This is a genomic window from Prevotella sp. E13-27, assembly GCF_023217965.1.
GTDB lineage: Bacteria > Bacteroidota > Bacteroidia > Bacteroidales > Bacteroidaceae > Prevotella.
On sequence record NZ_JALPSC010000001.1, the window covers coordinates 223,460 to 237,324 of the forward strand.

At 48.1% G+C, this 13,865-nt stretch carries 11 protein-coding genes and 1 tRNA gene; 5 read left to right on the plus strand and 7 right to left on the minus strand.

The window, feature by feature from the left end:
• Window positions 1–87 precede the first annotated feature (87 nt).
• Together M1L52_RS00970 and M1L52_RS00975 are read left to right on the plus strand one after the other, a co-directional pair.
• Window positions 88–1,323, plus strand: coding sequence for a phosphoribosylaminoimidazolecarboxamide formyltransferase (locus tag M1L52_RS00970; protein WP_410896774.1), 1,236 nt, complete (start codon window positions 88–90; stop codon window positions 1,321–1,323).
• A 49-nt stretch (window positions 1,324–1,372) separates the two neighbouring features.
• A complete protein-coding gene (locus tag M1L52_RS00975) occupies window positions 1,373–1,573 on the plus strand; it encodes a hypothetical protein (RefSeq protein ID WP_248612961.1) in 201 nt (66 codons plus the stop codon).
• Here the strand turns inward: M1L52_RS00975 and M1L52_RS00980 are convergent, their stop codons facing one another.
• Together M1L52_RS00980 and M1L52_RS00985 are read right to left on the minus strand one after the other, a co-directional pair.
• The gene (locus M1L52_RS00980; RefSeq protein ID WP_248612962.1) at window positions 1,574–3,175 is read right to left on the minus strand and encodes a sensor histidine kinase; all 1,602 of its coding nucleotides are present in this window, start codon (window positions 3,173–3,175) and stop codon (window positions 1,574–1,576) included.
• 250 nt (window positions 3,176–3,425) lie between these two features.
• A complete protein-coding gene (locus M1L52_RS00985) occupies window positions 3,426–3,824 on the minus strand; it encodes an START-like domain-containing protein (RefSeq protein ID WP_248612963.1) in 399 nt (132 codons plus the stop codon).
• Between the two features lie 171 nt (window positions 3,825–3,995).
• Here M1L52_RS00985 and M1L52_RS00990 point away from each other — a divergent pair.
• The 3 genes from M1L52_RS00990 to rhaD all read left to right on the plus strand — a co-directional run bounded on the left by M1L52_RS00990 (window position 3,996) and on the right by rhaD (window position 6,605).
• Window positions 3,996–4,069 (plus strand) — tRNA-Met (locus tag M1L52_RS00990).
• A 130-nt stretch (window positions 4,070–4,199) separates the two neighbouring features.
• A complete protein-coding gene (locus tag M1L52_RS00995) occupies window positions 4,200–5,642 on the plus strand; it encodes a SpoIIE family protein phosphatase (RefSeq protein WP_248612964.1) in 1,443 nt (480 codons plus the stop codon).
• 153 nt (window positions 5,643–5,795) lie between these two features.
• Complete coding sequence (gene rhaD, locus M1L52_RS01000; protein WP_248612965.1) at window positions 5,796–6,605, plus strand: rhamnulose-1-phosphate aldolase; 810 nt, start codon at window positions 5,796–5,798, stop codon at window positions 6,603–6,605.
• Between the two features lie 132 nt (window positions 6,606–6,737).
• On the opposite strand, the gene M1L52_RS01005 is transcribed toward rhaD, so the two are convergent.
• From M1L52_RS01005 to M1L52_RS01025, 5 genes are all read right to left on the minus strand, one after another.
• Window positions 6,738–7,952: a bifunctional 3,4-dihydroxy-2-butanone-4-phosphate synthase/GTP cyclohydrolase II gene (locus M1L52_RS01005; RefSeq protein WP_248612966.1), complete on the minus strand. Its 1,215-nt coding sequence runs from the start codon at window positions 7,950–7,952 to the stop codon at window positions 6,738–6,740.
• Between the two features lie 38 nt (window positions 7,953–7,990).
• Window positions 7,991–9,943: an LptF/LptG family permease gene (locus M1L52_RS01010; RefSeq protein WP_248614549.1), complete on the minus strand. Its 1,953-nt coding sequence runs from the start codon at window positions 9,941–9,943 to the stop codon at window positions 7,991–7,993.
• An 88-nt stretch (window positions 9,944–10,031) separates the two neighbouring features.
• Entirely contained in the window at window positions 10,032–11,399 is a 1,368-nt protein-coding gene (locus tag M1L52_RS01015; RefSeq protein WP_248612967.1) for a TolC family protein, read from the minus strand.
• Window positions 11,383–12,537 carry an efflux RND transporter periplasmic adaptor subunit gene (locus tag M1L52_RS01020; RefSeq protein WP_248612968.1) on the minus strand — a complete coding sequence of 385 codons (1,155 nt, stop codon included), beginning with the start codon at window positions 12,535–12,537 and terminating at the stop codon, window positions 11,383–11,385. The genes M1L52_RS01015 and M1L52_RS01020 overlap by 17 nt, the downstream gene beginning before the upstream one ends.
• An 83-nt stretch (window positions 12,538–12,620) precedes the next feature.
• Window positions 12,621–13,862: an ABC transporter permease gene (locus M1L52_RS01025; protein WP_248612969.1), complete on the minus strand. Its 1,242-nt coding sequence runs from the start codon at window positions 13,860–13,862 to the stop codon at window positions 12,621–12,623.
• Window positions 13,863–13,865 lie beyond the last annotated feature (3 nt).

Sequence of the window (13,865 nt, forward strand, 5' to 3'; positions counted from 1 at the left end):
TGATTTTAGCTATTTAGGTTAAAAAATCGCGGCAAAGATACAAAAAGTAATGTGAAATGCAAAATATATTTTCCTTTTTTCAAAAGAATAAGCTACCTTTGCAGCCGGAAACGATTTTTTCCCTTATCAACAATGAAAGAGTTAGCACTGAAGTACGGATGCAATCCGAACCAGAAACCTTCCCGAATCTTTATGAACGAGGGCGCTGAACTGCCCCTCGAAGTGTTAAACGGCCGTCCTGGCTACATCAACTTCCTTGATGCGCTGAACGCATGGCAGCTTGTCAGAGAGCTGAAAGAAGCCACAGGCATGCCTGCCGCTGCATCGTTCAAGCACGTGAGCCCAGCAGGTGCTGCCGTAGGACTGCCACTGAGCGACACCTTGAAAATAATCTACTTTGTAGATGACATCAAGGGACTTGACGACTCACCAATAGCATGTGCATACGCCCGTGCACGTGGTGCCGACCGCATGTCGAGCTACGGTGACTTCATAGCACTAAGCGACACATGTGACGAGACCACTGCCCTCATCATCAAGCGCGAGGTGAGCGACGGTGTTATTGCCCCCGACTACACCCCCGAGGCACTTCAGATACTGAAAGAGAAGCGCAAGGGCACATACAACGTGATAAAGATGGACACCAACTACCGCCCTGAGCCAATAGAGCGCAAGCAGGTGTTCGGCATTACCTTCGAACAGGGACGCAACGAGATAAAGCTTGACGACCCAGCATTGTTCGAGAACATTCCCACGCAGAACAAGACATTCACCGAGGCAGCCCGCCGCGACCTCATCATAGCCCTCATAACACTGAAATATACTCAGTCAAACTCAGTGTGCTACGTGAAGGACGGACAGGCAATAGGCATCGGAGCCGGTCAGCAGAGCCGTATCCACTGCACACGTCTGGCAGGACAGAAGGCTGACATTTGGTGGCTGCGTCAGCACCCGAAAGTGATGTCATTGCCTTTCATTGACGGCATTCGCCGCGCTGACCGTGACAACACCATCGACGTATATATCTCAGAAGACGAGCACGACGACGTGCTACGCGACGGTGCATGGCAGCAGTTCTTCAAGACCAAGCCAGAAGTACTCACCAAGGAAGAAAAGCTGGACTGGATAGCCAAGAACACAAAGGTGGCCCTGGGCTCAGACGCTTTCTTCCCCTTCGGCGACAACATTGAGCGCGCCCATAAGAGTGGTGTGGAGTTCATTGCTCAGGCAGGTGGCTCTGTCCGCGACGACCATGTCATCATGACATGCGACAAGTACGGCATTGCCATGACGTTCACAGGCGTACGTCTGTTCCATCATTAACCCACCCCCTACCCCTCCCCAAGGGAGGGGAGGCTAAATAGACTATGCAATGAGTAAGGAATCAGATTTCCAAGAGATTCTGGAGAATGGCATCAACTTTGGCAGAGGCGGGGAACGAAAAGACCCCAACGAAGGCAAGGTGAAGACAAAAGCCAAGAAAAAGAAGTATATTACTGGTGCTCACGGCAGCGGATCGGCAAAGCAGAAAGCTAAATACCGCGAACAGCGTGCCAACAGGCACAAGAAATAACTAAGCTCCGAATTCTATTGGCAGTTGCAGAATGAAGCGACTGCCATTTTTGTATTTTGGATCGAGGATGACATTTCCACCAAGAGTCCTTGCAAGACGACGGCAAATGGACAAGCCGAGGCCTATGCCTCCACGGAAATCGTCAAGTTTAACAAAACTTTCGAAGATTGCATCGCGCTTCTCGTCAGGAATGCCGATACCAGTATCGGTGACGCTTATCTCCACATTTCTGCCTATTGCATTGGCACTCACCTCTACACTACCCTTGTCAGTGAACTTCATTGCATTGTCAATAATCTTTGACAGGATTTGAGAGACCGTCTCCGCATTACTCTTTATTGTGAAGTCATCAGTCAGTTCTGTTGTGAACGACAATTCCAGATTCTTTACATTATTCTTCTTTGCCTCTGCCATCGCCATGTTACACACACGATTAACACAGACATTGCGGAGTTCATCGGGATTTAACTTGACATTATCGCCTGCCGCAATCTCCAACAACTCGTTAATGATGATTGTGATGGCATCTGTATTCGACGACACACGATCACGCAAATCGTTCTTCTCTTGTTCTGTCAGAGTGAATGCTGGAGAGCAAAGCACCTGCGTAAAGCCATTGATAGCGTTAAGAGGAGTACGAATCTCATGACTCATGGAGCGAATGAAAACCGACTTCATCTTGCTTGCATCATCAGCCCTCTTCAGGGCTGCCTTCAGTTCATCGGTCTTTTTCCATATCTTTCGCATAAGTCTCCTACGTCCCATTATATATACGAACACATAGACCAATGTCAATCCGATAAGCCACCAACGAAGACGAGATGCCAACTGACTCTTCTCATAAGTGCCCTGCATAGCATATAGGCGAAACTTCACCAGATTCGGCGTAGCAATGGTATTGTCATTCTCAACTAATTCAAAAGCTTTTGCAAAATCGCCATTGAAAGCACAATGAGCTACCTTAATCTCAGCATCAAACCTATGACTGATAGTCTGTCGCTTGCCAAGACTGCCAGCATCATACCGCTCCTGATACTCTGACCTCAGATCTTCCAGCATTGACTCATACTTATAGAAATCGTCAGCTTCTGCCATCATGAAATAGAGGAAGCACTTTAGTCCTAAGCCCAATGAAAGGAACTCATAGTCATTGAGTTGACGCGCCTCTTCAATAGCCATGTCCGACCATTTCAACGCCTCTTCACGGTTTGACAGATAATGAGTCTCTGCCAGCCCCATGTGTATGTGCATGGCAAACTTTATATCGCGGTCTCCTACTTGACGCAATGCAACACGATAGAGACTGTCTGCTTCATCCGTAACATGCATCATTCTGGCGACATCAGCTTTCAAGCCCGTTAACAGATAATTCAAAGTTGTATCGTTATGAGCCGTCATTTCTTCGTCTAGTCTCTTAACAGTCTGCAATGCATGCGGCACATAGACATGACTAACATCATAGAAACCGACATTTGTCAATATTTTGAAATACTCAATATGTGAATTACGGTTTTTTAATGCCTTCAGGTATTCTTCTGCAAATGCATAGAACTCTTCCTTATTGCCATCATTATTCATAAGCGACAGATATGTTTGATACATGTCGTTATTCTCTGTCACCTTATCAGGAGACTGAGAATAAACTTGAATGGGCAATAAAAGCGCGATGACCCAAAAAGTGATTTTAATGTATGTAAGGTTCTTTCGTAACATAATATTTGCTGCAAAGTTAGCAAAAAAGCATAAATCTTCAAAAATTATTAGAATTATTTCTCGAAAAATGACAAGAAGAATAGTTTATTGGGCATTTTACAACAAAAAGAGGAGATATACAACACAAAAAAAGCGGACTTCAAAGTCCGCTTGTCATGTGTAATCTTTCCATGTTGTCATCCCACAATGAGCGCAAATCGTCCACCTCATCCTCTGGAGCATAGTCAATGACACACAGGCATAGGTCGCCCGTAAGCTCACTGCGTCCTATGCGCATCTCCCAGAACGCCTGTGGGTCGTCTTCTTCAACCCAGCGAAAACGTATATGGCTGTTTTTCTCCCTTTCAACAATATTTGCCGAAAGGGTATGATGGTCAGCCCATGGCTGTCCCCATGTAAACGATATCACTCCATTATCTTCGTTCACTTCGTCTGCAAGCCATCTACCAAGTCCGTGATCAGTGCTGATAAGCCTCCAGACAATATCTGTCTGACGCGATGACAGCGGGTATTCAATGTCTATTCTTTCCTTCTTCATGGTCTCAAAATCTTGAACAATGATTAGTAGTCCGCTGCAAAAGTACAAAAAAACATGATATTAAAAGAAAAATCAAGAAAATATTTTGCAGATTCGAAACTTATTACTACCTTTGCACCCGCAAACGAGGCAAACGGCTCGAGGTCGAGTGTCTTCAAGCAGAAAAATGATGGCGGGATAGCTCAGCTGGTTAGAGCGCATGATTCATAATCATGAGGTCGCCGGTTCAATCCCGGCTCCCGCTACAACGAAAGGCAGTTACGAGACCCAACCTCTCTGACTGCCTTTCTTGTTTAAGAGAACAAACCTAAACAGAGACTATTCCATTCAACAAACTTTATGAAAGAGGCACATAAACCATTTAACAAGATAAATATGATAGTGATTTGCGTCACCATCATACTTTTGTTTGTCTGCGGCATACTGCAGTATTATTTCACATGGCAGGGTATCCAGAAGGAAATGGAAACCAGGGCAAGAATAGAGTTCAACATCAACAACGAGAAGATTGCCCAGCTGAAGAACACCGTTGAGGGAGCCATAACAAACATGTCAACCGCCTTCGAACAGCAGTTAAATGCAAGTGGCGACATGCGTCCACTACTACAGCGACTTATAGCCAACAATTCGTCAGTACTTGGCAGCTGCGTGGCGTTCGTCCCTGGCAGCGTTAAAGGCGAGCCAAAGTTCTATGCACCATATGCATATCGGGATGGTGAGACAATAAAGAGCTCCTTATTATCCTTCGACTATACACAAAGGGAATGGTTCAGCAAGACCATCAGCACTGGTCAGCCGTCATGGTCTGAGCCTTATACAGACAAAGGCGGCCCATTCGTAGTGGTCACCACATATAGCGTACCGCTAAAGAACAAAAAAGGAACCATAATGGCTGTGCTTTCTGCAGACATACCCGTGAGCGAGTTGTCACAGGAGAGCAAGAATATCTACGCTTCCATGGGACTCCGTTATATAGTTATTCTGCTTATACAAGCTTTCGGACTACTTCTCATTATCATTATTGCATGGCGCAGCGTGAAAAGCCACCTTCAATCTAAAGCATTTGCAAAAGAAAACATCCGACTGAATGACGAGCTGAGCATCAACCAGCGCTTGCGCACAGCAATAATACCACGTAATCTGCCATGTACGGATAATGTAGAAGTGAAAGCAAAGCAACAGATGATAGAGGCTGTTGGCGGCGATCTCTATGACACATTAATCATAAACGACAAGCTTCACTTCTGCATAGGCAATGTATCAAACAAAGGAGCCGCTGCTGCACTCAGCATGATGATAACCCGTACCGCCTATCATACATTTATAAGATATGAGATATCACCCTCGCGCATATTGGAAGAGATGAACAAAGCACTGTGCGAAATCAACGAGAACCAGCTCTTCGGCACAATGTTCATTGGAGTGCTCGACCTTAAGAGCGGACTACTGCGCTATTGTAATGCCGGTCACCACGCTCCTATAATAATAAAAGGTGCAGAGACGACAACCTTGGAAACAACGCCAAACGTGCCAATGGGCATCACCGATTGGAAATATGAGGAACAACAGCTCACACTTGAGCCTGACACAGCCATCATCCTTTATACCAGTGGGCTGATAGAAGCCAAGAATCATAACGGTCAGGTGCTTGGCGACAAGCGACTGGCACTGAGCCTGAGAGCGGCCAGTGAACAGAAGATATCTCTCGAAAAGGTGCTTGAGAGAATAGACACTGTACTGAAGCGCCACATGGAAGGACAGGAGTTAGAGGACGATATAACAGCCATGGCAATACACTTTAAGTCAAGGGAATCATAATTGACATAAATCAATACGCAAATCATTATTTGGAGACGAAAAATCAAAAATAGTGTTTCCCTACCCCAAATAAGCCATACCTTTGCAGCACAATTGTAAAGGCATGGCTTTTTTCATGCGAAGATAATTATTTTTCCAACAAACAATAAAACTATGAAGAGTATATTAGAAGGACGTGCAGCTCTTAAGGCAGAGATTGACAAGACAGCCGAAGTGGCTGGCTATCTGTGGCAGAACGGATGGGCAGAGCGCAATGGCGGCAACATCACAGTAAACGTTACCGAATATGTGGACGATGAGATTCGCCAGATGCCCGCTATCAGCGATGTAAAGCAGATAGGCATAACACTGCCCGCACTGAAAGGGTGCTACTTCTACTGCAAGGGAACAGGAAAGCGCATGCGCGACCTGGCACGCTGGCCTATGGACAACGGCTCTATTATCCGCATACTTGACGACTGCGCAAGCTATGTCATCATTGCCGACAATGCCGTGATGCCTACAAGCGAGCTGCCCAGTCACCTGACAGTACACGCGCGCCAGATAGAGACTGGCTCTGGCTACAAGGCAACAGTACACACCCACCCCATCGAGCTCGTTGCAATGAGCCACAAGAGAGAGTTCCTTGGCAAGGATGTACTGACACGCATACTGTGGTCAATGATTCCTGAGACAAAGGCATTCTGTCCGCTGGGACTTGGCATTGTGCCTTACACTCTTCCTGGTTCTAACGAGTTGGCAGAGGCTACCCTGAAGGAGCTCGAAGACTATGACGTAGTGATGTGGGAGAAGCATGGTGTGTTTGCAAAGGGCAAGGATGTCATGGACGCCTTTGACCAGATTGACGTACTCTCCAAGAGTGCAAAGATTTATATCAATTCAAAATGCATGGGCTTTGAGCCTGAAGGCATGAGCACAGAGCAGATGGCAGAGATGACTCGCGCCTTCAATCTACCAAGATAATACTTTCACTATACAATACTTTTTTACAGAAAAACAACTACTGACTATATATATAAAAACAATCCCTCGCTGCTGTGAAAGCACCGAGGGATTATTCTTTATCTCCTAACGGTCAAAGGCCGTTTCCTGTTTTCAATCTTCAATATGAAGGGTGTGGCCCATGCGGTCTTGCTTTGTCTTCAGGTAGCGCAGATTGTACTCGTTTGGTGCAATCTCTATAGGAACATTTTCTACAATCTCCAAACCGTAGGCTTCCAGTCCCACACGCTTCACAGGATTGTTTGTCATGAGACGCATCTTGTGAACGCCTAAATGTCTGAGCATCTGTGCTCCGCAGCCATAGTCACGCTCGTCAGCCTTGAAGCCAAGGCAGAGGTTTGCATCTACGGTGTCGTAGCCTTCTTCCTGCAGCTTATATGCAGCAAGCTTGTTCATAAGGCCTATGCCGCGTCCCTCCTGTTGCATATATACGATGACACCCTTGCCTTCCTTCTCAATCATCTCCATGGCCTTGTGTAGCTGTTCCCCACAGTCGCAGCGGAGCGAACCGAGAATGTCACCCGTCATACATGAAGAATGTACGCGCACGAGTATTGGCTCGTCTTCCTTCCACGTTCCCTTGATAAGTGCGAAATGCTCCTGTCCGTTTGACTTCTGACGGAAAGGTATTATGCGGAAGTGTCCATGCTCTGTGGGCATGTCAGCCTCAACGCCGACTTCTATCAGTGACTCCTGCTTCAAGCGGTAGGCTATGAGGTCACGTATGGTGATGATTTTCAGCCTATGCTGCTTGGCAAAGACCTGAAGTTCTGGCATGCGTGCCATGCTTCCGTCATCGTTCATAATCTCCATCAGTGCTCCTGCCGGATAAAGTCCTGCAAGCTTACAGAGGTCAACAGCTGCTTCCGTATGACCACTACGGCGCAGCACACCATTATCCTGTGCATATAGCGGATTGATGTGTCCAGGACGACCGAATGTCTTTGGTGTTGAATCCGGATCAGCCAGTGCACGTATGGTTGCTGCACGGTCATGTGCAGATACGCCTGTGGTGCAGCCCTCTAACTTATCGACAGTGACAGTAAACGGTGTACCAAGAACCGATGTATTTTCGCTCACCTGACGTGGCAGGTCGAGTTCTTCGCTACGGCTTATGGTTATAGGGGCACAGAGCACTCCACGCGCATATTTAAGCATGAAGTTAACCATTTCAGGTGTTATCTTCTCTGCTGCACAGATAAGGTCGCCTTCATTCTCGCGGTCCTCGTCATCGACAACAATTACGAACTTACCGTCGCGAAAATCCACTATCGCGTCTTCTATGGAACTGAGATGGAAACTATTCATAAAACAATGTGTAATTAGTAATGAGTAATTAGTAATGGTCAGTTAGCGATATTGTCTTTATGTCCTTCGCCATCCTGACCGTAGTCTTCAGGTTGGTTCTTCGCCAATTCCTGAGCTCTTGGAATAATGCGGTTGCTGGCCGCTTTTATGTCGCGCAAATCACGATACAGACGTATTCTGAAACGAATCATACGGAAATAGAAGAACAAGCCTAAAGGCAGTATTATTCCCGTTATGATATTAAGCCAACGGCGCACGAACGGCCTAGTATGAGCATGAACTGCAATAACAGGATAGTTGTTCAACTCATGCAGTATGAGACGGTCACGGGTATAGCCCAAATCCTCTATAACCCCTTCCAGAGTGTCATTAATCTGCGCAATGGCATGATCATCACCGGGACGGAAGAACACCTTTATCGGTGATGGCCACATCAGCAGCTTATGCTCTTCCGAATAGGCATCAATGTCGCTGTTGATCTTCTCCAACAGAGCGGCATCCTTACCATAGTGCGGATCAGATATTATTACCTCCTTGCGCATTATGTTACGTTTCTGGCGCAGGCCGAACACACGCATGAAGAACATGCGATAGGCATCCATGTTAAACACGGTGGAGTCCTTGTTTGCCTTTATGGTGAAGAAGATTGCCATTGGTGCGAGCACCATGGTAGAGATGAGTTTGCCGAACAACACCGTCCACTCATCTTCTTTCGCCATACGGTAGCCAGAGTTATCGAAGACATAATAGATGATGAACACCAGCACAGACACTATCACCGGTACGCCAAGACCACCCTTGCGGATTATGGCTCCCAGGGGTGCTCCGATGAAGAAGAATACTATACACGAGAAGGCAAGCGTTATCTTCGCCAGTGCCTCCATCTCGTGTGTACGCTCCTGACGATTCTCATATCCCACATAGTCCGACTTCATCATAAGGTCGCTTGCCACCTGTCGCGACTGGTTCAGCGCCTCACGAGCCACCTGTAACTGTTTCTCACCATCCAGCAGGGCATAGACACTGTCAAACATCTGTGGCGTGGCTGCTCCCCATGCCTTCAGCGAATCTTCGCTACTCAGCTTTGGGAACGTCATGGCATAGTCACGTGCGCTGGCATAGAACTGTCGTCCCAAACTGTCACAGCGTGCCCTTATGGAGTCGAGGTCTTTTACAATCTTTGACGTGCTCTTCACCTTTGCACTATGTCCGAGGTCAGCAACATCGTCCATATTGAACCCGCCATCATAGTCTAACACTAACTGCTTATGCCCGAATGTCTCTCTTCTGTAAGGCACCTCTGCCGTACCACCTATGTCCTGGGCACGCATATTCTCAAACCACTCGCCGTCCCACAACGTCAGCAGCAGGTGCTTCTTCTCTGCTGTTGACTGTAGCATGCCAGAGTCGGCAAGTATTATTGCCTGATCTTCATAGCTGTTGGTGCGGCGATAGATCATGATGCCATAGAGATGTCCCGTCTGAAGGTCTTTCTTCTGCACATAGAGGTTGGTATTTGGCAGTCCGTCATAGAAGATGCCTTCTGGTATCTCCAGTTCCGGACTTGTCTGTTTCATGGCAAGGAGCAGTCGGCCGAACGAACGATTTGCCTCGGGTGCAATGACATTCTGGAAATAGGTGGAGATGCCCGCTATACAGATGACTATGACTATCAGCGAGCGCATAGACTGCATCAGCGATATGCCTGCCGCCTTTATCGCCGTTAGCTCCGAGCTCTCACCGAGGTTACCAAACGATATAAGAGCAGCGAGCAGAATGGCAAGAGGCAATGCCTGCGGCACAAGCATCAGTCCCATATACCAAAAGAACTGTGCCATGACGTCCATCGTCAGTCCCTTGCCTATCAGCTCGTCAACATAGCGCCACAGAAACTGCATCATCAGCACAAACTGACAGATGAAGAATGTTCCTGCGAACAGCAGTCCGAACTGCTTTGCAATGAATATGTCGAGTTTCTTTATTCGTAACATCACACACTAAAGTGAGTTTCAGCCTGCAAAATTACGAATAAAATGTAAGAACACGCCACCTTTTCATATTTTTTAGCTTATATACACTTCAATAATTCTTCAGCGTCTTGCCACGATAGAAATCGATGAGCGAGAGCTGGTAGAGATATTCATAACGAGCCTGCAGCAGGTCGCTCTCCGACTTCATGAAAGCATTCTTCGACTCATTGAACTCGGTGATGTTCGCCTTTCCCTGCTCATACTTTGCCATCATCAGACGGAAAGCATCGTCAGAACTCTGTCTTGCCTGTGCGCTACTCTTCATCTTCTGCAGGGCTGCAACAGTGTTGTAATATACCTGTTGTATCTCCTTGTAAAGCGTCTTCTTCGTCTGGTCGAGAGCCAACTGCTGGTTTTCGTAGTCCAACCGTGCTGAGCGCACGGCATTACGTGTCTGCAGTCGGCTGAAGATAGGGATATTAAGGTTCAGTCCCAAGTACTGACTGAAGTTGTTCTTCAACTGTTTCCCAAACGCATCAGCAGTGAATCCCGATGTCTTATAGTAGTTGCTGCCCAAGCCCGCACTGAAGCTAAGAGAGGGGTAATAGTCAGCCTTTGCCAGACTGATATTCTTGTCGGCCACCTTCAGACGCAGGTTCTGTGCCTCCACCTCCGGACGCAGCGCCACGGCATCGGCAAAGATGACATCAGGCGACGGCAGCACCGTTGCATCAGCATTCATCTCCAGTCCATCATATTTCTGCGGACGTGCTATGCTAAAGTCCTCGGGCGTTGGCAGCTCCAACAGCTGTGTCAGTGAGAGGAGCGCCAGCTTGAGGTTGTTGTCTGCCTGGATGGCCGTCAGTTCACTCTGTGCCAGCGATGCCTTCTGCTGAGACAGACGGTCGAGCCCCACCTTTCCTATGTCATACATAGCCTGCAGCCTATGGACCTGCATGGAGTCGATGACTACCTGCTCGCGCGCCACGTCGCAGAGCTCCATGTTGAAGAGAATCTGAGTATATGACTGAGCCACCTGAACGCAGATATCGTTCTTTGCCTTTTCAAGATCGGCCGTTGCTGCCTCTAAGTTCAGACGGCTTATCGCGATACTATTTGGAATACGGAAGCCAGTAAACAGAGGCACGCTGCTGCTCAGCGACAGCGATGTGGAGCTAGTACTGCGGTTTGCATAGGTATTGTCGGCTGTCAGTCCTCTACCGAAGTTCATGCTCTCGCCGGCAGAGGCGTTTAGGTCGGGCAGTCGCTGGTTCCTTGCCGTTGACAGCTGTACCTCCTGTCGCTTCACGTTGTTCTCATTCTGCTTCACACTTATGTTGTGTGATATGGCATAATCTATGCATTGCTCCAACGTCCAGGCACCATTATCCTGTGCATTGGAAGGGCAGAGCCATGCCATGGCTGCTGCCACGAGTAATAGCCTACGTGTCTTCATGAGCTTAATTATCTTCTTCACCGTAAATCTGCGGGCCACGGATGGTTTCTCCCTCCTTGACACCTTTCTTTATCTCAATGTTCACGCCATCGCTGAGTCCTGTCTCGACAGGCTTGCGCTCGTAGCTACGCTTTTTCGAAGTGCTGTCGGTAAGCACGAAGACGAATGTCGAGTCACCCACGAACTCTATGGTGCTCTCAGGCACGCTCAACACCTGACTCACCTCGTCGAGTATTATCTCCGCGTTTGCTGAATAGCCTGAGCGCAGAGTGCCCGAAGAAGCCAGCTGCACCTTGTCACCTGTTGACGTGTTGTGCAGTGAGGCGAGCTTTATGGCAGCCTTTATCTCGAACTGGTTGGCACCGTTGTTCTGTGTTGCCTTTGGCGATATGTATTCCAGCGTGGCGTCGAAAGCTACATCCTGCATTGCGCCTATGACAATCTTCATCGGTACGCCAATGTTCAGCTGTCCCACCTCCGTCTCGTCAATGTTGCCACGGAAGATGAGGTCTTCCATATTTGCCACGGTAGCAATGGTCGTACCGTCGTTGAACGTGTTGGAGTTGATGACAGAGTTACCCACCTTCACTGGTATGTCGAGTATGACACCGCTGATAGTGCTTCGTATCAGTGTTGATGATGCCGAGGCGTTAGACTTCGACACGCCGTCACGTACCACCTGCAGTGCATCGTCGGCGGCTGCTTTCTCCTCACGTGCCTGACGCAGCTGCTGACGGCTCTTCTCGAACTCTTCTTCGCTGATGAGCTTCTGACCATGCAGGTTCTCCATGCGAGCATAGTCGGTCTCCACCTGTTTCAGGTTTATCTCTGACAGGCGCACGCGACTCTCTGCACTTGACAGCTGTGTCATGTCAGGTATCACCTTTACCTTTGCTATCACCTCGCCGGCCTGCACGGTTTGTCCAGGCTCTTTCATTAGCTCGGCAATGATACCCGAAATCTGAGGCTTTATGTTCACCTCGTTTCGTGGTTCAATAGTACCTGTGATCACTGTTGTCTTCTGAATGTCACGCTTTTCGGGTTTGAACTCATTATAGACAATCTCTTTTGGTTGGCTTTTCTGCCACAGGAACACGAATGTTCCGATAAAAATCAGTGCAACGACAGCTGCAACAATCAGTTTTGTGTACTTTTTCATATCTTTAGTTTTTTCGTTTAATCGTTTTTTTTCGTTTAACCGTATAATCGTTTAATCGATTAACCGTTTAATCATTTCTTTTTTCACTCATCTCTCATCGCATCTACTGGCTTCACCGCCATTGCACGTGCTGCGGGCGCCAGTCCTGCCAGCACGCCCATGAACGCTATTATAGTGGCACACGCTATGGCTGTCCAGAAGTCCACCTGGAAGTTTGCCGCCAATATTCCATCCTCGGTGTTGGCGAGTTCCGCCATCTGCAGTATCATTACGGCAAAGAGTATTCCGCTCATTCCTGCCACAAGGGTCAGCACTATGCTCTCCGATATTATCTGTGAGAGGATCATCCTCGGCGTGGCTCCTATCGCACGGCGTATGCCGATTTCTATGGTACGCTCACGCACCGTCACCATCATTATGTTACTCACACCTATGGCTCCTGCGAAGAGGGTACCCAGGCCCACGAGCCAAATCAGGAAGTTAACGCCACGGAACAGCGATTCAAGCATCTGGAACAGCACCTCGGTGTTAAACACCATTACGCCCATCTCATCGCTTGGGTCAATGGAGTGTGCACGTGCTATCGTGCCACGTATCTTCGGTGCGAGCTTACTCATCACCACCCCGGGACGACCTGTCACAGCAATGATATCGACACTGTTTCCACGATGATAGGCCTGTTGCATCAGTGTTATGGGAATGACTACCGAGTTGCCTGCATCGCCATGTATGCCTCCAGCCGAACTGTAATCCACACCTATGACACGATAATATATCCCATCAATCCGTATTGTGCGACCACAAGGGTTACCACCTCCGGGAAACAGTTCCTTATATACCTTCTTGCCAATGACACACACCTTGCGGCACTGTGCCATATCCATCTCGTTCAAGTAGCGGCCGTAATACATCTTTGGCTCAACGATGCGCTGATAGTCGGGCGTCGTTCCCATTGCCGAGATTGATGACTTTCGATTGCCATTGACGGCTGTTCCGCCATAGCTCTCCAACAGCGGTGCCACCACATCGAGTTCAGGCACCTGCTGCTTCAGTCGATCCACATCCTGATAGACCATGTACCAGCGGCGTCCTTTGGGGAAGCCCTTATACGTTTTCTTCGTTGGCTGTGCCCATATCATTGACGAGTTCGTGGCGAAGCCTTCGAAGTTCTTGTTGAGCAGCTGCTTCACGCCTTGTCCTCCTCCCATGAGTGCCACGAGCATAAACACACCCCAGAACACTCCGAAGCCGGTAAGGAACGACCGCGACTTGTTTCTAGTCAGCGTGTCAAGCACCTCTTTATAAGAATCAATATCTATTCTCATAAT

Bases quoted from the DNA above. Each gene is read 5' to 3' on its own strand.
- M1L52_RS00975 (WP_248612961.1), top strand. From the start codon at position 1,373: ATGAGTAAGGAATCAGATTTCCAAGAGATTCTGGAGAATGGCATCAAC.
- M1L52_RS00980 (WP_248612962.1), bottom strand. From the start codon at position 3,175: ATGTATCAAACATATCTGTCGCTTATGAATAATGATGGCAATAAGGAA.
- M1L52_RS00985 (WP_248612963.1), bottom strand. From the start codon at position 3,824: ATGAAGAAGGAAAGAATAGACATTGAATACCCGCTGTCATCGCGTCAG.
- M1L52_RS00995 (WP_248612964.1), top strand. From the start codon at position 4,200: ATGATAGTGATTTGCGTCACCATCATACTTTTGTTTGTCTGCGGCATA.
- rhaD (WP_248612965.1), top strand. From the start codon at position 5,796: ATGAAGAGTATATTAGAAGGACGTGCAGCTCTTAAGGCAGAGATTGAC.
- M1L52_RS01005 (WP_248612966.1), bottom strand. From the start codon at position 7,952: ATGAATAGTTTCCATCTCAGTTCCATAGAAGACGCGATAGTGGATTTT.
- M1L52_RS01010 (WP_248614549.1), bottom strand. From the start codon at position 9,943: ATGTTACGAATAAAGAAACTCGACATATTCATTGCAAAGCAGTTCGGA.
- M1L52_RS01020 (WP_248612968.1), bottom strand. From the start codon at position 12,537: ATGAAAAAGTACACAAAACTGATTGTTGCAGCTGTCGTTGCACTGATT.
- M1L52_RS01025 (WP_248612969.1), bottom strand. From the start codon at position 13,862: ATGAGAATAGATATTGATTCTTATAAAGAGGTGCTTGACACGCTGACT.